The sequence below is a fragment of the Terriglobia bacterium genome (assembly GCA_020072565.1).
Lineage (GTDB): Bacteria > Acidobacteriota > UBA6911 > UBA6911 > UBA6911 > JAFNAG01.
This window is the reverse complement of sequence record JAIQGI010000085.1, coordinates 1-26,445: the sequence shown is the minus strand read 5'-3', so window position 1 is coordinate 26,445 and position 26,445 is coordinate 1. Positions and strand designations below refer to the sequence as shown.

Genomic DNA, 26,445 nt, shown 5'->3' with positions numbered 1-26,445 from the left:
TGTCATGTACAACGAAGAGATTCATATCCAATCGCTTCGAAATAAAGGGTCCGAGGTTTTGGACTTTATTGACAAGGCCGCATAGAGAATCATGAAATCAAAAATACTTGACAGACTACCTCAGATGTCTTCGGGCCTCATCGCGACCTGAATTGCAACCGTTGGACAGCTTCTCATGGCCGGGGCAATTGGCTGGCGCCTCTCAGGGCTCATTTTCTCGGCAGTTCCGCCGCTTCAGATTGGTTTCCTCGAGTCCTTGCCATTTCGGCAAAGATCTTGGAGCGTCTTTGAGGACTTCGCGCCTTAGAGGTCAAATCACCTCCAAGACTCAAGAGCCTCAAAGGCCATCTTGGTTGCGGCTCTGCCGCTTCGTGTTCTTCCTGGCGCGGTTCCATTTTCCAACAGGTTCAATGTCCTCGCTCCAATGAATTGATCGGCAAACTTGCTGCCTTGTCGGCCTCGTGTGCGATGAGCGCAGTATAAGCCCCCTCCCTGCAGCAGATCTCCAATGCGGATCGCTTGACACTCATTCGAAGCCGGTTTACGATGAGGCATCTATAAACGAGGTATCAATAAACTATGCGTAACCGAACGTTTCTCAGCTCCGAGCTGCTGCCCGGCACGCTCGAAATGCTCATCCTCAAGACGCTGACGCGGGGACCGGCACACGGCTATGCGATCGCGCGGCACCTGGAGCGCATCTCCGGCGATGTGTTGCGGGTCGGGGAGAGCTCGCTGTATCCGGCGCTGCAGCGGCTGCTAGTCAACGACTGGGTCCGCGCTGATTGGGGAGAGTCGGAACTCAAGCGCCGCGCGCGCATCTACCGGATCACGCCGGCCGGCCGCAAGCGCCTGGCTGAGGAAGCCGAAGGATTTGCGCGTTTGACCGGGGCGGTCGCCCTCGTAATGGAGGAGAGTTAACCATGTGGATACGCCTCCGCAACAAGCTGCGCTTTCTCTTCCAGCGCGATCGCTTCGACCGCGAGCTGGCCGAGGAGATGGACTTCCACCGCGCGATGATCGAGGCGGACAAGGCCCGGCAGGGTCTCGCCCCCGAGGACGCCGCCGCCGGCGCCCGCCGCCAACTCGGAAATACGACGCTTGCCGGCGAGTCCTCGAGAGATGCCTGGATCATCGCCTGGCTCGACACGTTCTGCGCCGACGTACGCTACGCGTGGCGCATGTCGCGGCGACAGCCCGGTCTGACATTGGTCGCCATTCTGTCGCTCGCGCTCGGCATCGGCGCCGCGGCGGCGACATGGTCATTGCTTTATGCGGTCCTGCTGCATCCGTTGCCGGTTCAGGCGCCCGAACGTCTCGTCGTTGTCGGCATGACGAATCCTCCTCAACGTGGCGGCGGTGCGCGCCCTCTGAGTACTAATTTTATTTATCCGGAATACTCTGCGCTCCGCCAGACCGGCGCCTTCGACGGGCTTGCGGCCGGCGGATCGTGGTCGCTGCTGGTCGCGACGGACGGCCTGCCACAACCCGGTATCGTCTACTTCGCCAGCCACGACTACTTTGACACGCTTGGCATCCACATCCCGCTCGGCCGGAACTTCGCATCGAATGAGGATCGGCGGGGCGCCCCCCTGGTGGCCATCGTTTCCGACCGCTTCTGGCATCGTGCGCTCTACGGCAATCCAAACGTGGTGGGACGCACTATTACCATCGCCAGAAAGCAGGCGACGGTGATCGGCGTGGCGCCGCGGGGATTCCGCGGTCTGAATCTGGCTCAGGCGCCGGATGTCTACATGCCTCTGAACACAGCCGGCGATGTCGGAGAGCCGGGCATCAACTTTTTCGCCGACCCCACACCACCCGCGTCATCGCCTACAGCGTGGGTGAGAATCGTTGGCCGGCTGCGAACCGGGGTGACTGCGGCGCAGACCGCAGCGCGGCTCGACTCGCAGAGGTTCGCAGGCAACCCCCGAAAGCCGGCGTGGTTTGCATGGATCCTGACGGATGTCAACACGGCAGCGATTCCTGAAGCAGCGCGCGCGGGCATGGCACAGTTCACGCAACTCCTGGGCACCACAGTCGGGTTGCTGTTGCTCATCGGCTGCCTGAGCGTCGGGATGCTCCTGCTCATCCGGACGGAGGCGCGCAGCGACGAGTTCGCGATGCGCCTCGCGCTCGGCGCCAACCGCGCGCGCTTCGCGCGCGGCATTGCGATCGAAGGAGCTCTGCTGTCGTTGGCGGGTGCGGCCCTGGCGCTTCCGGTCACGCAGTGGCTGTTCGATGGTTTGCGGACATTTCAACTCCCGGGCGGCATCGACATCGATTTCCTCGAGCTGTCGATCGATGCGCGGGTGCTGACGGGCGCAGCATGCGGCGCGGTCGCGGCTTCGATGGTCATCGCGCTTGTGGCCGGCCTCTTCGGCTTCTCGGCCAATGTCGCGGACGTGCTACGATCGCGAGCCGGCGCAACGCCCAGGCTCACTCGCCGACGCACGCGCGCCGTACTTGTAACGGCGCAGGTTGCGGTCACCCTCGTCTTGCTGACGGGCGCGGGGCTGTTTGCGCGCAGCCTGATCGAGGCGCTGAGGCTGAATCCCGGCTTCGAAACCCGCCGCATTGTCACGGGCAGCGTATCGCTCGCCCCTTACGGATATAACACCGCGCGAGCGGCGTCATTTTTCGACGATCTTCAGGGCCGGCTGGGCGGCAATCCCGCAATTAGCGCCCTGTCGATGGCAGCATATCAAGGAGGCATGACCTCGTACGGGAAACTGACGATCGATGGCGTCGCTCGCCAATTCCCGACGACCGTGACATTCTACGGCGTGGACGAGCATTATTTCTCGACGATGGGAATGCGCGTGATCCAGGGCCGCGACTTCTCGAGCGATGATGCCCAGCACGCCCCTCCCGTCACGATTGTAAGCGAATCGTTCGCAAGCATGCTGGCAACAGGGGGCGATCCCATAGGCCGGCGGATCACCGAACCAAGCAGCCGGAAGGGCCAGCCAAACCGCGTGTTTCAGGTCATAGGCGCCGTGCCGGATGTAATCACAGACGTGGAAACGCTCAACCCGCTTGTGATGTATCTGCCGATGGCTCAGAATCCCGCCGGAGCCAGCCATGGCGGTAGCGCCACGGCCGATGCTCACGATCGATGAGCGGCTGGGGCAGCAGATGCGTCCACAGCAGTTTGGCGTGTTCGTGCTGGGCGCCCTCGGCACAATCGCAGTGATCCTCACCGTCCTCGGCATCTACGTGCTAGCGGAGTCAATGGCAATACAGCGACAGCGGGAGATGGGGATTCGTGCCGCGCTCGGCGCATGCGGGCGGCACCTTGCCCTGCTCGTCCTCACGGAAACCGCGTGGCTGGTCGGATTCGGCCTGTCGGCCGGCCTGCTGCTAGCCTGGCTGGGGGCGTCTCTCATTCGCGCCTTCCTGTTCCGCGTCCAACCGCTGGATCCGGCAACCATCGGAGTTGTCGCCGCAGTGATTCTCACGCTCGCGCTCGCCGTCAGCCTCCGGCCTGCCCGGCGCGCTGCCCGTGTAGATCTCGCACGCGTGCTTAGAGAGGAGTGAAAGGACGCTTGCTCCGGCCTGCCGTCTGGAGCGGAGCCTGCGTTGCAAGTGCATCAGAAGAAGGAGGTCAGAGGCCCCTCCTCCAGCCTTGGGGTAGTGCTGACACACACGCATCCCCGCAGGATCAGCGTGATCCACAGCAGCCAGGAACATGGGCCTCTTGCGGCGTTCGTCCGTGTTCATCTGCTGTCGGGGGAAAGGGAGGCAGTGTCTGCTTTGAGCGGGATGTTCAGGAAACGGACCAACGGCATCATCGCCGTAAATGACGTGAGGATCCGGGAAAAGAGCCTTGGGTCTTCGGCAAACTGCGGCGGATGCGTGATTGAAACCAGGTACTGCTTGTAGCGCAGCAAGTCAATGGCCGGATGATCCGGCGGAAACTCCCGTGGCGCCCGCGTCAGTTGTTCCCCTTCAAGCCTGCCGAAGATCTTCTTGAATTCACGGTTGCTGATGATCTTTCTGATCTCGTCCGAGTGCACGGCGATGTGCCGTCGGATAGCTCTCAAATCCACCGGGGCCGGCATATAGATCCCGCCGGCGATCAGTACCTCCTCAGGAGAAATGTGGAAATAGAGAGCAGCGCCGCGATGCTTCGGAATTCCTCGAGGCACGAATACAGCCGCTATTTGGGTCTTATATGGGCTCTTGTCCTGGGTGAATCGTGTATCGCGGTATATGCGGAAGATGGCGCGCCTCGGATCAGCGACCAGTTCGGGAGCAAAGACTTGCAGGGCCCCTCCCAAGGCCAGCACCAGGCCGATCATCGGTGCCTTTACCTTCTCTTCATAGAGCTCCCTGTGAGCCTGAAACCACTCGCGGTTGTTATTGCGGGACAACTGGCGCAAGAACCTCAACGTTTCCTGTGGAAAGCCAGGGAATCTTCTCTCCATAAGTAATTGTCTCCAGGCGGATGGCATTTTCCAGCATTGGAAGCTGTGAAACAAATACTTCCGTGAGCAAAGGAGTCAGGAGTCGGCATAGGGTCCCGTGACTCGATCCTCTCCATACCGCAGCGTATGGTTCGCAGCGACTGAATCAAGGAGAGACACGGACCATTGGGAAGTCTCACGGATCCTCGATACACAAGGATTTTGGGATGCCGAGAATCGGCCGGATCAAATCTAAGACCGAAAAATGTGCCTCAGATTTTCGCTCTAAAGCCTTCTGAGCGGCGCCTGACCTTCAGTTTCTCGATATCGCTCAAGTAGTTGACGTCGTCAGTCCCGAATTTCCAAATACCTCACGGCAGGATAGTGCCGCGGTCGTTGCGAATGGCGATTTTGGTCCCGTATGGGGCGGAAAGATCCGACAGATGCTGCAGAATCTGCAGGGCGGCCGGTCCCTCCGCCAATACCGGCCTGCCGCGCTGCGAGCGGGGTTTCTTCTGCCCCAGCACGATTGGCCACAGCTCGATCTTCTCGACTATGCCGGCGCGAAATGACGGGAACGCCACCACCGACTGCCAGATCTTTTCGTCAGCGGGAAATCCCGTGGTGTCGTTTCGATAGCGCCGGTCGTTGAAATCGGCCGGGGTGGCATCCGGCCCCAGGCCCAGTGGCAGGTAGTTCTCTGCGGGGAAGAAATCGAGCGTTTCGTTTTCAAAAATGAAATTGGCCAGGCTGTAGAAGATGGGCTTGCCTTTGTAAATTTCGATGCCTCGGAGAACGTGCGGACCGCTCCCGGCAAACATGTCGGCGCCAGCCTCGATGGCCGCGTGGGCGAAGACTTCCAGGAATTGAGGCGGCTTCTCCCGCTCGCCCGGGATCGATTCGTGGCAATGGACCGAAATCACGACCCAATCCGCCTGTTTCTTGGCCGCCTTGATTGCGGCAGTAATCTCACTGAGGTCCTGTTCGTTGGGAGCGGTGATGACGCCAGGCTGGTCCGCCAGCTCGAATCGGTTGCCCAGGAAGTTGATCGTGTTTCCCTGCCCGCCCCTGCGCCCTCCCATCTCGCTCATCACCGCGCGCAGCGACATCATTCCTTCCGTGTCGAGCCGGTAGGTCGTCGTGAAGCGCAATGGGTTGAGACCGGGGCGCCCCCGCACGGGTGGCCGAGCCGGTCCCGCCATGCCGAACGACGGGAAGGTTGAAGCACAGGAAATCAGGGCGACGCGGCCGATGCGGGAGTCCAGATAACCGGGTGCCCGCGCTCGCACCAGATCTTCACCCACTCCGGCGTGAACCAGGCCTGATTCCTTCACATGGCGGAGATTGATGCGCAGTCCCTCGACCCCATAGTCCACCGTGTGATTGTTGGCCATCCCGACCATGTCGAATCCAGCCCAGATTATGTCCTTTAGAATCGCGGGATCTGCGCGCATGTAGGTGCCGCCGCTCTCCGTGGAAGGAAACGGCTCGTAGTCATGGAAGAGCATTTCGAGGTTGGTGAAGGCCACATCGGCTTTGCGGATGGCGTCGATCAGCCTGGTAAACTCCCGTTCATCGAATACCGAGATCTTCTGAGTGATCAGCGAGTCTCCCGTGAGGGCGAAGGTCGCAACCGTGCCCCCCGATTGCGCAAACAGAGACAGAGCCAACAAAAGGCATATGAAAAGCGTTCCCGCGATCTTCATTGGCACTCCTCCTCGTCATTTCCGTAAGTGCTCGGTCTTCTCGAAAGGCCGGCCTGCAAGAGAAGCAAGCCCAAATGAATCGGGGGGCGTACGCCTCCAGCCTGCAGCGATCTCACCTGTCGAACCGTTGCAGCATTCGAGACTCATGCACGCCGGACGATTCCAGGTTCATATTATCTCTCTGAAGTACTTCGTTCCATTTTCATGTTTATTGAGCATGACGCAAGCAACGGATTGCTGGCGTCGAACCTTGTGGGGTGGCGTCTGGCAGCCGCGACCCACTTAGAAGGACGGGCCCAAAGAGAGGTAGAGTCTCAGCTTCCCTGCCTGACCGATGCCTGCGGCCAGGCGCACGGGGCCGAGCATCGTGTCGAACACCAAACCGACGGCGCCGCCGTGGACTGTCCCGGCATAAATGGTGATTCCGGGCTGCTTGCCGATTCCAGCCAGGTTGTATTCCACGGACAGGTACCCACGGCTCATGAAGCTCAAGGGTTGGGCGAAGAGCTGGTAACGATATCCCACTCCGGCAATCGCCATCTTTGGAACAACCAGTTCGTCGCGCTCAAAACCAACGAGCCGGTACGAACCGCTGTCGGAAAATCCGTATCCACCCAGGTAGGCTCTCTCAAAGGGGGGAAGCGCGCCGCCCGATTTCAATCCCGCCAGGCGAAGCGTGATCGTCGTCTTGCCGGTCGGTGAGAAATGCTGCTGGAAATCAGCCTGAACCACATTGTAGCTCACGTCCGCGCCGAACTTCGGGGAGCGGCTGTCGACCTGGAATTCCAGGTTCATCCCGGAACGTGGAAACTCCTGCGCGTCGAGCGTATCCCGGCGGACGTGCATCCGCAGCCCGCTGAGGTTGTACCTTGGGACATTCGGATGACTCACATCTTTGGGCACGAACCTCTCCATCTCAAATCGGTATCCTACCGAGGCCTCAAAGCGTCCGAGCCGCCTCATGCCAAGCATGAGTTGTGCCCCGCCGCGTTTGTCCACGTATGGCGCGGTACCTTGCTGGACGCTTCGCTCGAAACGCTCTCGCGTCAAGATCTGCCCTTGTGGCTCAAGGAAGAGAAAGGGCAGCTTCGGATATATCAGCCGCAGTGAGACGGTCTCGTATCCGGTTTCCCCGAACCGGCCCGAGAAGGTGCCGTAGGAAGTAGTGCCAAAGAGGTCGCGCGCGCTGAACTCCGTCAGCGCCTGAAGCCTGTATTCTCGGTCGTAGCGCAGGCTGACGCCGAGACTGTTCGGGCTCGACTCCGTCAGGTGATAAATGAGGCTGTAGCGGTTTTCCCCAACGAGCTGACATTCATAATCGACCTTTTCGAACATTCCCGTGGCATAAAGGCGCGCGATGTCGATGCTGAGTTTTTCGGGTACGATCTTGTCGCCGGGCCTGCTCGCGATCTGCCGGAGGAAATAGGATGTCGGGATCTTCTGGAGCCGGGAGCGGGAGGTGGTCTCGAAGGTGATCGAGTCAATGATCGTATTGACGACGGCGGGACGTCTCCTTTCGACCACGTTCAGATTCTCCGGGCCGACCAGTGCGCGGATCTTGTCAATGTTGGCTTCGGCGGCGGAAACGCCGCGCTGGATGATCTCGGGCATGCGCGCGTAGCTGGTGTGGAAATAGCCGTTCAGATCGGGACGCACCACCAACTGGGCATACTTGTCGTGTGGCCTTACGGTCTGCTGGGTGAGCAGCCCGAGGGATTGATCGATCACGTTGAACGCATTGCGAACCTCCTCGACCTCCAGACTCGGCGAGGTGACATCCACCGCGATCACGATGTCGGCGCCCATTTCCGCAGGTATATCCGCAGGCAGGTTGTCGGCCAGGCCTCCATCCACCAGCAGCATGCCATCTTTGTTCACCGGCGTGAATATGACGGGTTGGGAGATCGAGGCGCGGATCGCCTCGCTCAAACTGCCGCGCTTGAAGATGTAAGGCGCTCCCGTCAGCAGATCCGTGGCCACCGCTCGAAACGGTATCGGCAGCCGATCGAAATCATAGCCGGCGGCCAGCATGGACTCGAGCGTGTATTGGTTGAGCAACTCGGTCAGCTTCTGCCCTCCCAGGAATCCCAGCGGCAGGCTGGGATTGAGCCCCTGCAGGTTCAAGTGGGCAAGCTGGCGCAGGTTCTGGCCCTGCAATAATGGCGCTCTGGCCCTCTCCGGCTGATTGCTGAAGATATCTTGCCAGTTCGCCGTAATAAATGTCTCGATCTCATCGGCAGAGTAGCCGGCCGCGAAGAGTCCTCCGACGATCGAGCCGAAGCTGGTGCCGGCGATGCAATCGATCTTTATCCCTTCGCGCTCCAGCACCTTGAGGACCCCGATGTGGGCGGCGCCTCGAGCCCCACCGCCGCTGAGGGCCAGGCCTATGCGCTTGCGTGGTTGCGTCACGCCCTGGGCCGGCAGCGTAACAGCGGAGAAGAACTGCATGAGCATCAGCGTCTGAAAAATCCTCAATGCCCTTCGTTTCGAGACGGTCAGCATGGATATCTCCCGTTGCCTGCGTGCTGAATCCCTATCGGTTCATGCTCCTGAGCATGAATTGATTTCACGTCCCAAAGTGGATCGCGGCTGGCAGACGCGACCCGACGTTTTGTCATCGATGAAACCACGCCTGCGTCATTCGATTGCTCCAGAGGCAGCGCGCAGCTTTGAGGTGCGGCGTCCCGATCTGCACCTTAGACGCAAATCGGTAAATGTGCCGCACTTTCGGCGCTCAATATTGAGCCCTTCCTGTCCCGGCCTGACCGTCGGGGCCTCCCTAGTGACAGCACGCGGAACTCTTTGTTCTGCAGGCTGTTACTGAAACAAGCAACTGCCCCGTGTTCCAGGGGTAGTATGACGCTATGCACTGCCGGCCGTTCGGGCCTTTTCTACAAGATCTCCAGGATCGGCAGCATTCTCCAAATCAGGCGCCAAGCGCCGGCAGTGAGTAGCCCCGCGCTCGCGCGCGGGGTTTAGCGCAGCGAATGATGGAGGCCCAAAGGGCCGGCACCATCACTGATGATCCCGCACTTCGGCGCGGCGGCGCTGGTGGCGGGAACGGACCTCGAACGAGAAGTTCTCGATCAGCTGCGGGTCCAGCGGATCCCCGTTGACGGGCAGCGTGAGCACCAGCGCTTTGTCCTGCTCCGCGACGTGGAAGAACTGAGCCTCGGCGATTTTCGTGGGCATGCACTCCAGCGGCCCGAGATTGACGATCCCGTCGACCCGGTTCTTGCGCCATTCGGACAGAGCGTAACCAAGGGTGATGGCCGCTTCACCAAGGAGGTCCTTGCGTATGTAAGGGCCGGCCGCGGCAAGCGACTCAGGCACCGGGGTGTGAAAGTGGCCGCCCATCCGGTCCGCGAAAATCCCGGCTGCCACCGCCATGATGCGGCGCTGCAAGGCGCTCCGGAGCTGCTCCGACCACCCTTGCCGGCTTCTCGTCAGCTTTCCCATGTAATCGGCATATTCGAGCCACTCGCCGAGCGGCGCCAGGCGGGCGCGGATGCCGTTCTTCTCCAGCTTCTCGATGATGGAATCATTGGCAAAGGGGTTGAGACGCACATAGATCTCGCCCACCACTGCAACCACGGGCAGGTCCGCATTCCCTCGATTCCGGGCGAACTCCGCCGTGGCACTACGCATCAGGCGCGCCACCCCGAAAAGCCGCCCCGAGGTCACCTGCCAGATCACGTCCGCCATGGACGGGCCCTTGGCGGTCTCTCTCTCCACCAGCGCCTCCAGTTCACGCATATAACGTTCGTAGACAGCGGCGGCGGCGCCGGGCCGGATCTCGGCTGGGCGGGTCTCGTGAAGAGCCGCCAGGAGCAGATCGGAAGCGACGATCGCGCTCAGGAACAAGCCCGGGAAACCCGGTGGCGTTCTTTCGAAGTAGTCGGAATCTTCGGGAGCATAGATGCGGATGCGATCCTGCCAGCCGAGCCGCTCCAGCGTGACCTGGTTCAGCAGGTTGTACACGCCGAACCGGCACGGACCACGGGCGCCCGGCATCAATATCACAAATCGGTTCCGGGTGTTTTTCTCCCTTTCAAGGCGTCCGAGCAGGCTGCCCAGAATCAGGCACATTGGGACGCATTCTTTGCCGGAGGTGTAACGGCGTCCAAGCTTCAGCATTCCGGCACCCGGCTCGGGCAGGAGTTCGGCGCGCAGCCCCAGGCCGCGAAATGCGGCTGCGGCCACCGCCGACCCCGCACCCAGGCCCGCGACCAGGAGGGTTTCGTCCGGACGAACCTCCATCAGGCCCATCGGCTTGAGCTGGAGCTGGAGGAAGTCGTTGGCAGGCTTCTCTCCGCCCCGATGCTTGAGATCCTCGGCGACGCAATAGAGAAAGGCTTCAATCCTGGTCTTGGTGCCGGCGTCGCCGGAGTGCCCGTCGGTCTCGATTACAGCGAAAGGCTTCCCTTCCATGATGTAGCTGCAGAAGTGCAGATTGAAGCTGTCGGGTCCGCACGAGTAGTTGCTGCAGTAAACTGCATAGATTCCCGGGGAACGCCGGACCTGGTGGGCGGCCCGGAGAATCCTTTGGCCGAAGCCCCAATACATACCGTCGAAAGTAGGCACGTCCTTGCTGACGGGATAGCAGTCCAGCGGGATGGCCAGCATCCCCTGCTCGCGCAGAACCGCCGGCACGTTGGAATTCAGCACCGTGTTGTAGATCGTGTAAGGGCGTCCCAAGACCACGATGGCGGGCAAACGGCGTTCAGAGCAGAAACGCAGGGCCCTGGCGCCGATCTCCATACAGCCTTCATCGAACTGTTGCTGGACGGCCAGGGCGGCCTCGTGCGCCCTGGGCCACGCATGGTCTCCGGCGCCCAACTCTCCGGCGAGGCGCTCGCAGCTCTCGAGGAATTCCGCGGAGCGCAGGTTGTTGTGGCCCACGTCGATCACCGGGGTCAATATTTTGCCGGCGCACTTGTATTTGAGATTCCACAGCAGAATGTCGCTGCTGCCCTGGACGATCGGGCAGGTGACGGCGTCTCTCTCGCCGTTGTCGCGCGGAATGCCGCGCAACATCGGCAGGAAGACAAAATCGCCGGACTCTTCGGACATCCTGCCGGCGATGCCGTGATAGAGCTGCATCGGCGCGCAGAAGGGGATGTTCGCCTCACGGATGCCGCGCTTGAGCGTGGCCTGGTCGGCCTCCGTGGTCAACAGGGGATCCAGCCCCAGCTCGTACAGGAAAGCGACAAAGAAGGGCAGCAGCCCCTTGAGTATGAACTCATCCGTGATGGCGACGGTCCGGAAGCCTCGCCGCTCAAGGAAGCGCCTTATCAACTCACGCGCCAGATCCTCGCGCTCCCGAAATGGATCCGGAGACAGGTCGGGGAGTTTTTTCTTCCTGGTCGCCTTGTCGTAGAGAGAGCAGGCGCCACCCCACGAGAAGCGCTGTTGTTTCCCGGCCACAACGGTGCGGATGGCATCGATCTTGCACAGGTTCCCTGCGCCGCCGCACCCCCGTGTCGATTTGCAAACGAAGGTTTCCTTCTCTTCAATGCACGCTTCCAGGAAACGGGTCGGCTGCGAGGGCGCATTTTCGCGCCAGCGCAGCGCCCGCTGCGCGAGCAGAGCGATTCCCAGGGCTCCGACCGTGCCGGGATTCGGGGGCACGATCACCTCGCTGCCGGTCTGCCTGGCCACGGCGGCTGCCAGTGCATCGGATGAAAAAGGCATTCCCTGGCAGAAGATGACCTTTCCAATCGAACGATTGCCCTTCACCCGATGAAGGTAGTTCTGGACGATCGAGTCGTAGAGGCCGGCGATGATGGACTTCTGATCGACACCGGCGGCAACCGCTTCATCGATGATCTCCGCCATGAACACGGAGCAGTGTTGCCCCAGCGAAACCCCGTGGCCGGCCGCGACCGCTTCCTGGCCGAGCTGGATGACATCACGGTAACCCGCGAAACGCTGCCCCTGCTCCTCGATGAATGAACCCGTTCCGGCGCTGCACGCCTCGTTCATGGCGCTGTCGATGATCCGGCCCTCTTCCAGGCGGATGTATTTGGCATCCTGCCCGCCGATCTCAAAGATCGTATCCACCCGCGCATCGTAGTGCATGGCACCCTGCGCATGGGCCGCGATCTCATTCAGGATGAAGACGCAGCTTTCGCCATAGCATGAAAGCAGGAGGGAGCCGACGATCTCGCGCCCGCTTCCGGTAACGCCGAGGCCCACGATCCTGTCTTCGTTCCCATGCTCGTCAAGGAAGCGGCCCAGCAGCGCCTGGGCGGCGCCGACCGGATCGCCGCTCGTCCTTTGGTAGCCTTCCCAGGCGGTCTCCGAGCTCGCGACATCCAGCGCGACCAGTTTGGATCCGGTGGAACCGATGTCGAAGCCGAGGATCAGATCCAGCGGTTTGCCGTTGCGGAGTGCCATGGGGAATGGCTCCCGCCTCCTGACCATGTGCAAGGACTCCGACAGGGCGGGCAGTTTTTCCAGGTGCGCCCCGGCCGGAGCGGCAAGGAGTTGATCGAGATCCGCAACGCCCCGTCCAGCGGTCGAGGCCGCGACAGCCGCTCCTATGGCCTCGAGGAAAAGCGCGTCGTCCAGCGAAAGCGGCCGCAAGGTCATGCCGTTCTTGTCGAGAAACTCCGCGAAAACCCTCTGGACGCGCCGTGACCGGCTCACCCCACCGATCAGAGCGACATCCGGTGGAGCAATCCCCGGCTTGATCAGTGTAAAGACGTTCTGGCAGACCGCATCGAACAATCCCGCCAGGATCCTGGCCCTCTCTTCGCCCTTGTTGGCCAGGTGCGTCATGTCGGTTTTCAGGATGACGGGGCAACGGCCCGAGAGCGGGGCCGGGTTATCCACATCGGCGCAGAGCTCGGAAGCCTCCTCGATCGAGAGCGCGAATCGCTCTACAAGCTGCCTGAGAAAATTGCCCGTGCCCTGGGCACAGCGGCTGTTCTCCCTGAGCACTTGCATTCCGCTGGCCCGCAGCTCCAGGACGCAAAAGCCGTGGTTGCCGAGGGAGACGATAGTCCCCGGCTGGTCGCCGAAGAGGAAACGATAGCCGTAGGTCATGGCTTGCTTGGTGGGCACGCGGGGGAGATTCACATGGCGGCTGAGCCGCCCGCAGACTGCCGCGCCTTGCACCTGGCTCCAGTCCCAATCCCTGAAGATGCGCAAAAGAGCCGGCCCGGGATCCTTTGCGTGCTCTTCGATCACACGCCTGACCGTGCGCAGCAATCCATCCTCGCGCACCAGTTCTACGGCCTTGATGGTCTCCGCGCCGATGTCGACGCCGACGAAGCGCTCAGGCGAGGCTGATACGGCATGCGCATCGGAGTCTTCCGGCGCCGGACAGCAAAGATCGTCGTTTCTTGCCGTGCAATCAATCACGTCCGCCACCCGACCCGATGAGCAATTTGCGCGCATTATAACCCAATTAACTGCAAGAGCCCCAGAAACTGGACAGGTTTGGCCGGCGTGGGTCCGGCGCGTCCCGCAAGCCGGCACCCGACGACAGCCGATTCAACCAGTCACTCCGCCGCATTCCGCTCCCGATCAGGCGCGGATTTGTCCGACATTCAATCAAGCGCTTTTTTAGGCCGAATATTGCAGAAATCGCAGAATTCTGCAGATCGACGACAGTAATGGATGCCCGTAGAATCGGGCGCCGGCGCGGCACTCTGCTTCTCGTATAAAGCAAAATGCACGATGTGTTCCTACGGCTCAACAATACCTGTTCCACCCCCGGTGAGGAAACCCTTTACAGATTGCTGACAGAACCCTCCTTCGATATGGATGAATCACCATCCCGGCAAAGGCTGATCGATTTCTTGCGAGCGAGCCAATCCAAACGCATCGCGATCCAGGCGATCCTGGCAAAACTCGGGAAGAAGCGTCTCATCAATGTCACCGACTATTTGTTTCACCCGATCCGCCCGCAGCCCTGGAAGTCACAGCTCTACATAATATTGGCGGCAATTTTCTAAGCCGTGGCAGTTGGGAGGAGAGCCCAGGCTTGGGGAGCAGCGCGGGGCGTGCTATCCTGCCTGCAACCAATCACTCTGGAGGTTTAAATGCCGAAAAAAGCGGGTGTTGCCGATGCCGAATTGATTTTGAAACTGTACGACCTTCGGCGCGAGGCCGAAATCCGCAAAGCGCGCAATTGGTGGGCTGCCGATTTCTGGCCCGAGAGCGCCGAAGATTTCATGAAGATCGCGATGGCCATGGGCACGCGGGAAAACACCTGGCTCCGTCAGGTGGGCGGATATTGGGATTTGGCTGCGTCGCTGGTGGTGCACGGGACGCTGAATGAAGCGCTATTCCTGGAGCCCGCCTTCAGCAACGAGATGTTTCTGATTTTTGCGAAGATTCATCCCTTCCTGAAGGAGCTGCGCGAAAGACTGAAGAGTCCATATATGCTGGCAAACATCGAAAAAGTTGTCAAAAACACCAAGACCGGACGCGATCGCCTGAAGTATATGGAGGAGCGCCTGGCCGCACGACGAAAAATGATGAAGGAAGCGGCCGCAAAGACCGGCTAAGGCATTCGGGGCTGCATCGCCGGCCACGATAACACAGAGGTCCGAGCCGAAGGAGAGGGGCCTGATCATGAGGAGCACTATTGCAGAGGCGATCGAGTTGGAGACACAGCCGGTCGCGTTGTTATGGGCGGACAAAGCACCCGAAGGCGCAACCCGGTTCAAGCCGCAGCGGTGGGGGTGCGTCGTCAGCCTCTTTGCGGCTGCCGCAACTCATGGGCGCACCGGCGCCTTTGACCGACAGACTTACGGCTGCTGGGGCGGAGGCGTCGGCCTGGGATTCGGCAACCAGTACTTGAATTTCCCCGGCGGCGTGGATTGTTTCTGCCGATTCCTGTCGGACGGCAACGAGGGCTCGGAGCAGGGGAGCGCCATCGGCGGGCAAATGAAGGCCGCAGGTTGGGGGCGCATGGCGGATGATTTCCTCAAGGGCGAGCGCTACATCAAGGATCCCGAATGCACGCGCCGGTTCCTCGAGGCTCTGCCGATGCGCGAGATCCCGGCCGAATTCGTCGTCGTCAAGCCGCTCGCTCAAACCGATCCCGAGCGCGAAAATGTCAAGAACGTGACTTTCTTCGTCGATCCCGACCGTCTGTCGGCTCTGGTAATTCTGGCCAATTATGCCAGGCCGGGTGCGGATAATGTCATCATTCCCTGGGCTGCGGCATGCCAGGTGGCGGGTATTTGTAGCTATCGTGAGCTCGAGGGCGACCATCCGCGTGGCCTGGTCGGCATGACCGACATCTCGGCGCGCAGGAACGTCCGTGCCTCCCTTGGGGAACACGTCCTGTCGTTTACCGCACCATGGCGGCTCTTTCAGGAAATGGAGCGCAACGTCGAGGGAAGTTTTCTCCAGCGCGAGACCTGGCGCGCTCTGCGGGGGCGCCAGGCCTAGGGTGCCCCCCCCGCGAGGATGATCAAATTTCGGGTTTCTTCACCCAAACTTAATCTGCTTGTGAAGCCCGCATCGAACTCGAACCCGGCAAACCGATTCAAGCGGTGTCCGGCAGAGATGTCGAACCCGGGTCGCCTTCCGCCGTCCCCGATCAATCCTGAGAACAATCCGGAGACCCGGGTGTGTTCATCGGGCGTTGACTGAGCCATCACACTGATTGCGTTCGTGAGAGCGAAAAGGCTGACTGCGGTCATCATCAAAGCGCGTAATACCATAGGAATCCTCGGTGCAGTCATGAAATTGACAACAACGCTGACGCCCGCCATTGTCATGATATCCAGTGCGGCCGCGTCGCCTTCCAGTCGGCGACCGTTTGGAACAAACGCCTGTCGAGTCCGGGAGCAAGGTAGAAGCGGGGGAAAAGCAGATCCTCTTCCGGCAAGATCATCCCCTCATGTATTGCAGTCTTGGCGAGTGGCGTTCCTGGATAGATGCGCACGCCGACGGTGACTTTCAGCACCTCGAGCGCCAGCGAATCGGCAAAAGCCAGGCTCTCTTCGACCGACTCCATTGTCTCACCCGGCCCGCCGAGCAGGAGAAAGCCCGTGCGGCGAATGCCGTGATCGGCGAACCACGCGCACGTCCGGCGCACATCTGAGGGTGAGAACCTCTTGTGGATGTTGTGCAACATTCGCGCGCTGCCGCTCTCGAATCCCAGGCTGACCTCGGTGCACCCCGCTTGGGCCATCACACTCACCAGTTCTGCGTCCGGCAGGAGCGGATAAATGATGCAGCGCCATGATATCCCCAACCGCCGGGAGGCAAGCTCACGACAGAGAGACATGGCGTATGACGGAGGCAGGTTAAAGGTATTGTCGGCAAAATAGAACCGCCTGAATCCTGCGCCGGCATATCGGGCCACCGCCTCGGCGACCTTCAGTGCCGCTCGCTTCCGCAGGGTGCGTCCCTCGATGGCTGGTGTCGAGCAGTAGCTGCAATCGAGCGGGCAGCCGCGCCTCGTCTGGAGCGGCAGCCAGAGCTCTTTCTGCGCAGCTTCCGCCTGCCACCAGTGCACATCGGGCAGCGGAAACAAATCGAGATGCCTTCGCGCTCTCCCAAGCTGTGCCGGCTGCCCAGGGAGATCCAGGGCGGGAATACCTGCAAGGTCCGCAGCTTGTTCCAGCCGACTCAGAAGCAAGGGGAAGACGGCCTCTCCCTCGCCCTGGATGCCCATGTTGGCGTGCAGGTGAGCGAGAGCGCTCTGGGGGAAGATGCTGTAACCGGCTCCTCCGAGGACAATCGGGGCAGAAGAGAGGTCGCGGCAAACGGTGATGACTTCCTTGACCGGGCCCAGGAGGAACCTGGGATTTGCCATGTTTTGATCGTCGATGTTTCTCACTGAAACACCGATGACATCGGGACGAAAGGCTTCGAGAGCTTCCCGGACTGTCCGGTGCGGTTCCGGTGCCGGACGCAGATCCACCAGCTCCACTGAATGGCCCGCAGCTGAAGTTGCTGCCGCCACACAAGCCAGACCTGAGGGAATGACCGGCATGTTGATCGTTTCGGTATTCGCTGAGATGAGCAGTACTCTCACGGATATTGTCAACCTCTCACATCGGACTGGCTCCCAGTTTACGACCTTTCTCACAGCAGAGACGGAGTAAAATCGGCTCCGGTTTCGGATGGCGTGTGAAACCTGTGCAGGCACTGAGATACGATGGAGAACTTCCCTGGAGTGCAATCCCGGATTATCGGAAAGGGAAGGTTGCCTGCCTGCCATTTGCTCTACGGGATGCAGGATGCGCTAGACTATGGGGCTGATCGCTGCATCGGCATGGCCCGGAGCGAGCATGGGAACGGCAGTTCGGCACGATAAGCCGGCGATTGTTGCATGGTGCGAGATTGGATATGTACTGGCCTGCGTCCTCGCCGGTGAATGGGTCATTCCCCCGCGCCTGATGAAGGATTTCCGAGTACGTTCAATTCCAGTCGCCCTGGTATTGATCGGCGGATTTATTTCCCATTGGCAGCGCAGCGAGAGGCCGTCAGAACTAGGTTTTCGCTTGGACAATTTCCTGCGCGCTTTGCGCCTTCTGGTTACGCCGATGCTGATTGCCTTCTGTATGCTCCTCATGACCGGTTGGGCTGCCGGCAGCATAAACATTGCCATAGCACTCGATCCCCAGCGTTTCCTGCGGCGTGCGGCACCACTCTTTCTTTGGGGGCTTCAGCAGCAGTACGCGCTCCAGGCCGTCGTAAATCGCAGGATGCAGGTAATTTTGGGAAAAGGTTCGGCCAGTGCTCTTGCTGTAGCCCTCGTCTTTGCTGGCCTGCATGCTCCCAATCTTGCCTTGGTGGTCGCCACGTTCGTCGGTGGGATCATCTGGGCATCGGTATATCAACGAACTCCGAACCTGTTTGTATTGGCTTTGTCGCATTGCGTCATGACAACGGTCCTGGCTGCAACTCTGCCGCCCCAATGGCTTCACGGCCTCAGAGTCGGCGCCGGCTACTTTAATCGGTGACACCATCGATTTTTGGAATAAAATCAACCACCAGCCCAACTTTCGCGGTGACGGGGGTTGTGATTTTGTAATCCCTTTGTTTTCGGTAGAGGCTCGGCGCTCAGGCAGATGATTGGCCAGCCAAGGCGCTACCCTATTTCGCGATTGAACTCTCCAGATCTCACCTGCACGGCAGGCGAAATAGGGTGGCGTCCCCTATTCAAGCCCTGGAAGGGCGGCCGTAGTTTTCAGCCCAGGGCGCAAGCCCTGGGATAAGACGCAAATGATGGATGAGCCCTGTAAGGGCGATGCAGAAACGCCTGCAATGCCCCGATTACAAGGACCTTGCATCGCCCTTACAGGGCTCTCTTTGTTAACGGCTCCCCATTCCCAGGGCTCACGCCCTTAAGCGCTAACTTAACCTGCGCCGCAAGCGATAAGAAGCGACCCGTAGCCTGATAAAGGCTGGGCGTGCAAGAGTTTGTCTCCGCTCAAAAGGTCCACGTCTACGTCCAGGTTTAGGTCCAAGTCCACGTTTATTGGCAAAATCATTCCTATCTTGGCGCTTAAGGGCTCACGCCCTGGGCTGCGGACTGCGGACGCCCCTTTCGGGGCTTAAGCCCTTGCTCCTGGTATGCTCAAGACAATTCCAATCACCCTTATTTAAGCGCCATTCTAGCCCTGTCCCCGAATTAGATCTTGGCGGGCTCGGTGACTACAGCGGTCCCGTAACAGAGGACTTCGGTCACGCCCTGGAGCACCTCGGTCGCGTCGTACCTCACGCCCACGACGGCCGTTGCGCCGGCATCAGCCGCATGGCGGATCATCATTTCAAAGGCTTCTTCCCGCGTCTTTTCGCAGAGCTCGGTGAACAGGGTGATGTTGCCGCCCATCAGCGTCTGCAGCGATCCCCCGATCGTCCCAAAGATGGACCGCGAACGCACCGTGATTCCTCGAACGACGCCAAGATTTCTGACGATCGTGTGGCCCACGATGTCAAATGTAGTGGATGTCATGAGATGGTGCGTGGACCGGTGAACTTCCGCTTGTTGCGCCGGCGTCATTTTCTCCCAGCATTCCCTGCATATGGAAGCTGCCTTGAAATAGTATTGGGACGGGTATTCCCTCCCGCATCTGCTGCACCGCATAGTCCCCTCCTGTCATTGGCCTGCGGCCAGAGCCAGGCCGCCCAAAGTGCTGTGCACCGCCAGCGCGATCAAATGATAGTAGATCGCTTTCCCCAGGCAGAAGCAAGATAGCAGCACTTGGGGTGGAAATCATCGGGGATTATTCCACTGGGGAACTAGCTGTCGAGCAAGATACGCAAGCAGGGGCTCCTCTGGATTTACTCGCAGCGCAGTGCGGACAACGGATTGACCCGCATCGCGCGGCGTGCCGGAAAGTAACCGGCCGCAGCGGCTGCGGTGACGAGCGCAGCGACCGCGAGCGCCAGCGTCCAGGCATCATGGCCGTTGACCCCGAAGAGCAGTTGCTGTACGAAGCGCGAGATCCAATACGCCCCCAGAAAACCTGCGGCGACGCCGGCACCCAGGAGGGCGGCAACCTCCAGCATCACGAGCCGGAGAACCGAGCCTCGGCGGGCGCCAAGCGCCATGCGGATGCCGATCTCATGCGTGCGCCGCGTCACGGCGTATGCCATGACTCCATAAAGCCCGATCGCGGTCAGCAACAGTGCGAGCCCGCCAAAGAAACCGGAGAGCACGGCGAGAAGACGCTCCTGCGTAAGAGTATCGTCCACTTGCTGCGCGAGGGTGGTGAACTGCAGCGAAGCAGCCTTATTCAGCTCCGCAATTGCCACGCGCACCGCCGGAATCAAAGAAACCTCATGGGACACGGTGCGAATCTCATAAGAGGCATCCTCGGACACCGAGCCCATCTGGGCGAGCGGGATATAGGCGAAAGGAAGAAAATCCTCTCGCAGCGAATGGTACTTGGCATCCTTCACAATGCCCACAATCTGCAACGGCTGCGAAGAAGCAGGACCGCCCCCTGAAATCCGGAAGTATTCGCCGATGCAACTGACGCCAGGGAAGAAGCTGTGTGCCATCGTCTCGTTTACGACTGCGACGTGGGGCGTAGTGGCGACATCACGGCTGTCGATGTCGCGGCCGGCAAGCAGGGGACTGCGTACCGTCGCAAAGTATCCCGGAGCAATCGAGTTGAGATGAACGAGAGGCTCCTGGCCCGCGGGCGGCTGGTGCCCGTCAATCTGGATATTCTGGTTCCATTCGGCCCCCGAGATCGGCGCAAAAAAGCTCTGGCTTGCGGAAACAACACCGGGCAGCGATTTCAGCCTGTCAAGGACTTGTTGGTAAAAGGCAGCGCGCGCCCCGGCCTGAATGCCGGCATTATGAACATTCATGGTTGTGATCAGGACATTATTGCGGTCAAAACCGGGGTCGAGCGCAAGCAGATTCCTGAAGGTGCCTGCGAACAGCCCCGTTCCGACCAGCAGAACGAGCGAGAGAGCCACCTGGACGCCAATCACCCAACGGGTGGAACGGAACCGCGAACGCAGAGCCTTGTCGTGCCCCTGACCTTCCCTGGTTGCCGATGCGATCGAAACACGCGTGGCGCTGAACGCAGGCATGGCGCCGAACAGCAGCCCAGTGAGGATGACAACCCCAATCGTGAAACCCAGTACGCGGCCGTCCGGCGAGAGATTGAGGAAGATCCTGTTCTGAGCCGTCGAGACCATGTGTACCAAAAGGAAACTGCCCCAGCGTGCAAAGAGAATTCCGAGGATGGCGCCCGCGCCCGATAGCACAACGCTTTCGGTAAGCATCTGACGAATCATCCTGCCTCGCGACGCACCGAGCGACAAGCGCACCGCAATCTCCTTCTGGCGCGCGGCCGAGCGGGCCAGCATCAGGCTGGCAATATTGGCGCAGGCAATGAGCAGCACCAACCCGACCAGGAACATCAGGATCTCGAGCGGCCGCTCATACTGGGTGCGAAATCTGGAAAATGTGGAGGGACCCGTGGCAGCCGGGACCGTGACAAATGTGTACTTGAGAAATGCCTGCTGAGATTTGACCGACCATTGTAACGGGACGGAGGCTTCGAAAACCCGGGGCGCGAGAACGTTCAGCCGTGCGGCGGCCTGGTCAATGTTCATTCGCGGCTTGAGCCGGCCCATTACCAGCAGCCACCAGCCTGCGCGTTCGTCGAGAAGAGAGTTTTTCCCCCGCATGATGGCTTCCGAGCATACCGGCAGCGCGACGTCAAATCTGCTGCCGATATCGGTGCCGAAAAATCCCGCCTGCGCCACGCCGATCACCGGAAACTCGTGGCTATTGAGCCGAAGCATGCTTCCGATCGCACCTTCCGATCCGGCGAAATGCTGCTGCCAGAAGTCGTAGCCGAGCACAGCCGCGCCGCTGCAACCCCGGCGATCATCCGAGGGAGTGAAGAGGCGTCCCGATGCAGGCTGAACTCCAAGCGTCTGAAAATAACCACCGCCGGCGTACATCCCGCGAACATAGTCGGCTACGCCGCCATCCGTAAGGTCGAATCTCTGCGGAGACCAGGCGATGAGACCGGAGAACACATCCTGCCGCTCCCGCAACTGTTCAAAGATGGGATTGGTGTAGCTGACCCGCGGGTTGGGGCTGAGTGGAGACTGGAATTGGAGCTGAACCAACTCCTCGGGATTCCGGACGGGAAGCATGCGCAGCATCACGGCATTCATCAAGCTGAAGACGGCGGTATTGGCGCCGATGCCGAGCGCAAGGGACAGCAGCGCGACTGCGGTGATGGCCGGAGTTTTCCTCAGAAGGCGGATGGCGAAGCGTACGTCAGCGAAGAAACTTTCGATCGACGGCCACTGCCAGACCTCCCGGCCGCGCTCCTCGATCAATGTGACATTCCCGAACTCCCGGCGCGCAGCAGCACCGGCTTCTTTCCTGGGCATGCCGTCCGCGACCAGCTCCTCAATTCTCTCATCCAGGTGCGACCGAATTTCGTCGGCAAGATCGTTATAGATGCGGCGGCGCCCCAACAGCTGCTTCAACCGACTCATGATTCACCCCGGGCTAATACGCGTGTAATCCCTTCGAGCATTCGTTCAAACTTCGACACCTCGTGCTCCAGGTGCCTGGCGCCTGCGGGCGTAAGCCGGTAGGTCCGGACGCGGCGGTTCGTGGAGGATACGCCCCATTCGGCTTTCACCAAGTCTTCCTTGAGAAGGCGCTGGAGCGCCGGATAGAGCGACCCTTCCTCGATCTGAAGCAGCTCGTTGGAAGTTTGTTTGATGTGTTGGACGAGGGCATAACCGTGTAAAGGCTGCCGTTTCAGCATGCGCAGGATCATCATCTCGAGCGCGCCGGGGAACAGATCTCGATGCTCGCGATTTCTCACGGATGGCCACTCCTTCGGACATTGGCATGATACAGACTATTTTTGTCTATGCCTAGATCAGATTAGCCTTAAAATGGTTTTCTGTCAACGAAAGTCCTGCGGATCGTCGCCCTGAGCAGTGGTTACTGCCGCTGCTTGGAACCACCGGCCAGGCCGCACGAATTGTTATGATTGGCGGCGCGACACGAAACAGCAGGATTCATTTTGGCGATGTGAACCGTACGAGGAGTAACCGGCGATCGGTTATGGATTTATCCCGACGGGCGGATCAGAAATGCGAGATGACGATGTGAACCGTACGAGGAGTAACCGGCGATCGGTTGTGGATTTATCCCGACGGGCGGATCAGAAATGCGGGACGCTATCCGTTATCTGCACGGCCTATCTCATATAATTTCGAGGTTATGGCGCCTGTCCCGAATGGCGCTTAAATAAGGGTGATTGGAATCGTCTTGAGCGTACCAGGAGCAATGGCTTAAGCCCCGAAAGGGGCGTCCGCAGTCCGCAGCCCAGGGCGTGAGCCCTGGGAATGGATGGCCATTAACAAAGAGAGCCCTGTAAGGGCGATGCAAGGTCCTTGTAATCGGGGCATTGCAGGCGTTCCTGCATCGCCCTTACAGGGCTCATCCATCATTTGCGTCTTATCCCAGGGCTTGCGCCCTGGGCTGAAAACTACGGCCGCCCTTCCAGAGCTTGCGGCCGCCAACGGCTTCGGAGCTTGTGGCAACCAATAGTTCGCCGGAATGGGTGAGCCCGCCAGGGTCGCACCCTGTTTTTTTAATTAAGCGCCATTCGCGCCTGTCCCTGAGATTTTGTCGAGTCATTTCTGCCGTCCGAGATAGCGTGAAAACTGCGGCATGGAAGGGAGCCCATCGAGCATCATACCGTCGGCCGAGCTGCTGATGGTGAAACCGACCAGATTCCGGTCGGCTCCGAACTTGAAATATCTGGCTTGGGTTATGTCGGCACGGAAGAGCTGAGTCACCATCGCGACATACTTTTTCCCGGGAGCCAAAGTAAAAGTTTCGGATCCGACTACCTTCCCGTTTTCGTCGACGGCGCTCGCCGTGATGGTGGCGACCGTGGTTTCCACATTGACGAAAGCGATCCCAGTCCAGCCTTCCTGTTCCACCTTCAAGAACCACCCGTTCCTGCTGCCCGTCGTCGCCCCCAGAGAGGCCCGCAGGCCCGGCTGCCAAAACCGGGTATAGCCGGCAACGAATCCGGTATCACTGACAAACGACAGGTAGTCGATCTTCGGGGCCTGCGCAAAGAAACCGCAGATGTTGATCTCTTTGCGCCCGGCCGGAGGGATCGAGAGCGTGACTTTTTCCAGAGGCTGGCCCCCGTTGGCGTTGAAGCCGCTCAGCTCGCCGTTTGCGCTTGCCCCTTCTCCCGTGTTTGTGATGGCGATTTCAGTCTGCCATCCGTCTCCGCACGCTGAATGCGGGAAATAGAGCGCATACAGATAGGGTCTGGGGAGGGGAGGCGGCGGTGGCGTTGCCCGGTTTCTCTCGAAGAAGTCCTTCACAAATGACCAGTCTGCCCATACGTGCATCATCCCGGGAAAAACGACGAACTGGCTGGAGGATTGAACCGAGGCATAGGCGGCCTCGAAATTTGCCCAACGCCAGAAATTTTCGGCGCCATCACCTCCGAACGCCGCTTCAATAATCACCACAGTGGAATCGCTCTCCGGCAAGTACCAGGGGACGATATTCGTGTCCATGTCGCCGACGTATATTTGAAGCGGGACCTGCCGGAAAGCCGCAACGTCGAACTTCTGGCCGGTGAGTTGTTCGACGTCGGCGACCCCGACCTGGTACGGAAGGGTGATCCCCTTCCATTGTGCCACCGGGACGGTCGGACCAAATCCGGGAGATCCGATCGACGCGGCTTGGATCCGATCCGGGTGCAGCAGGACGAAGCGGCTGGTGAATTGGCCGGACGCGGAAAATCCCATCATGAACACCTTCGAATCTACGTTAATCCCTTTTGCGGCTAACCGCGAGCGCGCGTCATCGATCATCGCGAGCAGTTGGAGATCGATGCGTTCGAGGTCGGGTAGCTTCGTCACCAGGGTGTTTCTGTCCAAGGCCTGGGTATAGACCTCTGCATGCGATGCAGGGCGGGGAAAGGTCGGGATCAGATAGGGACATCCGAGCTCATCCATTCGCATCGCCCAGGCGAGCGCCTCATTCTTGGCCGCCAGATTGTGCACGGCAGGATCATCGTTGACCGTTCCAGTGTTGTTGGGCTCGACCAGAAGGATGGCCGGCTGCTTGACCGAGTTTGGTGTCCTTAGGTAGTACGGCCACGAAAATCCCTTTTGGGGATCGGCGCGAATCTCTTCCAATGCTGCCTGAGAATAGATTGTGAATGAAAAGACGTACGGATCGAGCAGATTGCCTTCCGTATCCTTCAGGCCATACTGTAATAAACTCGGATTGGAGTTCAGGTAAACGATCACGTTGGTGCTGGGATTCATTGGCTGCGGAGACACGCCACGTCTGATGTACGTGAGTGTTTTTTGGTCTGCGGACCACGTGCCGGCATTGCCTTCCGGAGCGAGCCAGTTCGACAGTCCGACACCGCCGCCCCAACTACTTGTGTTCATCGCCTTGCTGAAGGTTATAGTAATGGATGTGATGTCGGGACTTACGCCGGTCGCGCCGTTCGGTGGATTAGTGGCCACCACGGTGGGCTTTGTCTGGCAAAAAACTGAGGGTGTACCGGCGGTTGCCGGGAGGAATATCACACTTACCAGAACAACGAGTGCGTGCATGCTTTTCATGACTCAGCCACCCCATTATGTCGAGAACGAATCCTGTGCTCGTGTCTGCGGGCATTGCCGATCTTGTTGCCGAATTTGAAGTTGATCCGCTTTCCTGTTTCAGGATTTCGTGATTTTTTTAGCTTACAGAATTCGGACTCTTCGGGCTTTGCCCTCTTCTTTTGCGGACCATCTCCTGGTGGAGCCTGTTTTCATAAGGCTTCCCCCCCGGTATCACTTGATAGTCATCGTTAATACTAAATTGCGACCGAAGCTGCATGACGTGGCGGTCAAGGTCAGCTGATGCGTGGTTGCGGGAATTTCCGGGCCCGTGTCGCTCCCATACGCTGGTGCCGAGGTGTCGATGATGAAAGTCAGCGAACGGGTGGATGAAATGAGCTGACTGCTTCGATGCTCGGCTCTCCCGGAATGTGTCACGTGCTGCATCAGATATGGGGGCCATCTGTCAATTTCCGGTCCGAAATTCGCGCCAGCCTCGGCTAGTCGCTGATTTTACGCCCAATCGATCACGCGGAATACCGAATTCCTTATTCAGGTGACAGGCGCCATAACCTCGAAATTATTCGAGACTGGCGGAAATTGATTTCCCTGGAGTTTCGAGGCTATGGTGCCTGTCCTGAATGGCGCGTAAATAAGGGTGATTGGAATCGTCTTGAGCATACCAGGAGCAAGGGCATAAGCCCCGAAAGGGGCGTCCGCAGTCCGCAGCCCAGGGCGTGAGCCCTGGGAATGGGGAGCCATTAACAAGGAGAGCCCTGTAAGGGCGATGCAAGGTCCTTGTAATCGGGGCATTGCAGGAGTTCCTGCATCGCCCTTACAGGGCTCATCCATCATTTGCGTCCTATCCCAGGGCTTGCGCCCTGGGCTGAAAACTATGGCCGCCCTTCCAGGGATTGCGCCCTGGGCTGAAAACTGCGGCCGCCCTTCCAGGGATTGCGGCCACCAACGGCTTCGGAGCTTGTGGCAACCAATGGTTCGCCGGAATGGCTGGGCCCGCCAGGGTCGCACCCTATTCCCTTAATTAAGCGCCATTCACCCCTGTCCCTAAAATGCCACAGAGTTTCAAATCAATCGTTGTTAAGATAGAAGCAGAGTAAGTCGAGCTAAGGTGTACCCCATTGTCTAGACAGAAAATCGATCTTCTTAAGGTGCTTTCGCTACCGGGTGTTTTTGTCTTGACATCAGAAAAAGAAAGACCAGTAGGGCCTGTGGGAAATGTGGGAAAGTCTCGCTGCTTT

At 59.6% G+C, this 26,445-nt stretch carries 17 protein-coding genes; 7 read left to right on the top strand and 10 right to left on the bottom strand.

Annotation, left to right across the window (positions count from 1 at the left end):
• The first annotated feature begins 579 nt into the window (after positions 1 to 579).
• The 3 genes from LAP85_27855 to LAP85_27845 are packed head-to-tail and all read left to right on the top strand — an operon-like array spanning position 580 to position 3,540.
• Positions 580 to 921: a PadR family transcriptional regulator gene (locus LAP85_27855; protein ID MBZ5500228.1), complete on the top strand. Its 342-nt coding sequence runs from the start codon at positions 580 to 582 to the stop codon at positions 919 to 921.
• Between the two features lie 2 nt (positions 922 to 923).
• Complete coding sequence (locus tag LAP85_27850) at positions 924 to 3,122, top strand: ABC transporter permease (GenBank protein ID MBZ5500227.1); 2,199 nt, start codon at positions 924 to 926, stop codon at positions 3,120 to 3,122.
• Entirely contained in the window at positions 3,085 to 3,540 is a 456-nt protein-coding gene (locus LAP85_27845) for an FtsX-like permease family protein (protein ID MBZ5500226.1), read from the top strand. Before LAP85_27850 ends, LAP85_27845 begins: the two co-directional genes overlap by 38 nt.
• A 179-nt stretch (positions 3,541 to 3,719) precedes the next feature.
• Here LAP85_27845 and LAP85_27840 read toward each other — a convergent pair whose 3' ends face one another.
• From LAP85_27840 to LAP85_27825, 4 genes are all read right to left on the bottom strand, one after another.
• Entirely contained in the window at positions 3,720 to 4,430 is a 711-nt protein-coding gene (locus tag LAP85_27840; protein MBZ5500225.1) for a DUF2461 domain-containing protein, read from the bottom strand.
• A 350-nt stretch (positions 4,431 to 4,780) separates the two neighbouring features.
• The gene (locus tag LAP85_27835; protein ID MBZ5500224.1) at positions 4,781 to 6,115 is read right to left on the bottom strand and encodes a CapA family protein; all 1,335 of its coding nucleotides are present in this window, start codon (positions 6,113 to 6,115) and stop codon (positions 4,781 to 4,783) included.
• 282 nt (positions 6,116 to 6,397) lie between these two features.
• The gene (locus tag LAP85_27830; GenBank protein ID MBZ5500223.1) at positions 6,398 to 8,617 is read right to left on the bottom strand and encodes a patatin-like phospholipase family protein; all 2,220 of its coding nucleotides are present in this window, start codon (positions 8,615 to 8,617) and stop codon (positions 6,398 to 6,400) included.
• Positions 8,618 to 9,130: 513 nt separating this feature from the next.
• On the bottom strand, positions 9,131 to 13,519 hold the full coding sequence (locus LAP85_27825) for an acyl-CoA dehydratase activase-related protein (protein MBZ5500222.1): 4,389 nt from the start codon (positions 13,517 to 13,519) through the stop codon (positions 9,131 to 9,133).
• 275 nt (positions 13,520 to 13,794) lie between these two features.
• Here LAP85_27825 and LAP85_27820 point away from each other — a divergent pair, with 275 nt between their 5' ends.
• From LAP85_27820 to LAP85_27810, 3 genes are all read left to right on the top strand, one after another.
• Positions 13,795 to 14,079, top strand: a complete 285-nt coding sequence (locus LAP85_27820) for a hypothetical protein (protein ID MBZ5500221.1) — start codon at positions 13,795 to 13,797, stop codon at positions 14,077 to 14,079.
• Positions 14,080 to 14,166: 87 nt separating this feature from the next.
• The gene (locus LAP85_27815; GenBank protein MBZ5500220.1) at positions 14,167 to 14,634 is read left to right on the top strand and encodes a hypothetical protein; all 468 of its coding nucleotides are present in this window, start codon (positions 14,167 to 14,169) and stop codon (positions 14,632 to 14,634) included.
• A 67-nt stretch (positions 14,635 to 14,701) separates the two neighbouring features.
• Positions 14,702 to 15,526 (top strand): DUF169 domain-containing protein, encoded by an 825-nt coding sequence (locus LAP85_27810; protein MBZ5500219.1) that lies wholly within the window; start codon positions 14,702 to 14,704, stop codon positions 15,524 to 15,526.
• A 328-nt stretch (positions 15,527 to 15,854) separates the two neighbouring features.
• Here LAP85_27810 and LAP85_27805 read toward each other — a convergent pair whose 3' ends face one another.
• Positions 15,855 to 17,123 carry a radical SAM protein gene (locus LAP85_27805; protein MBZ5500218.1) on the bottom strand — a complete coding sequence of 423 codons (1,269 nt, stop codon included), beginning with the start codon at positions 17,121 to 17,123 and terminating at the stop codon, positions 15,855 to 15,857.
• 256 nt (positions 17,124 to 17,379) lie between these two features.
• Between LAP85_27805 and LAP85_27800 the strand changes: the two genes are divergently transcribed.
• On the top strand, positions 17,380 to 18,054 hold the full coding sequence (locus tag LAP85_27800; protein MBZ5500217.1) for a CPBP family intramembrane metalloprotease: 675 nt from the start codon (positions 17,380 to 17,382) through the stop codon (positions 18,052 to 18,054).
• A 671-nt stretch (positions 18,055 to 18,725) separates the two neighbouring features.
• Here LAP85_27800 and LAP85_27795 read toward each other — a convergent pair.
• The 5 genes from LAP85_27795 to LAP85_27775 all read right to left on the bottom strand — a co-directional run.
• A complete protein-coding gene (locus tag LAP85_27795) occupies positions 18,726 to 19,097 on the bottom strand; it encodes a YbjQ family protein (GenBank protein MBZ5500216.1) in 372 nt (123 codons plus the stop codon).
• Positions 19,098 to 19,378: 281 nt separating this feature from the next.
• Positions 19,379 to 22,075, bottom strand: coding sequence for an ABC transporter permease (locus tag LAP85_27790; GenBank protein ID MBZ5500215.1), 2,697 nt, complete (start codon positions 22,073 to 22,075; stop codon positions 19,379 to 19,381).
• The gene (locus LAP85_27785; GenBank protein MBZ5500214.1) at positions 22,072 to 22,368 is read right to left on the bottom strand and encodes a PadR family transcriptional regulator; all 297 of its coding nucleotides are present in this window, start codon (positions 22,366 to 22,368) and stop codon (positions 22,072 to 22,074) included. Before LAP85_27785 ends, LAP85_27790 begins: the two co-directional genes overlap by 4 nt.
• A gap of 865 nt (positions 22,369 to 23,233) precedes the next feature.
• On the bottom strand, positions 23,234 to 25,207 hold the full coding sequence (locus tag LAP85_27780) for an Ig-like domain-containing protein (protein ID MBZ5500213.1): 1,974 nt from the start codon (positions 25,205 to 25,207) through the stop codon (positions 23,234 to 23,236).
• 1,021 nt (positions 25,208 to 26,228) lie between these two features.
• Positions 26,229 to 26,445, bottom strand: a 217-nt coding sequence (locus LAP85_27775) for a hypothetical protein (GenBank protein ID MBZ5500212.1), incomplete at its 5' end; no start/stop codon positions are given.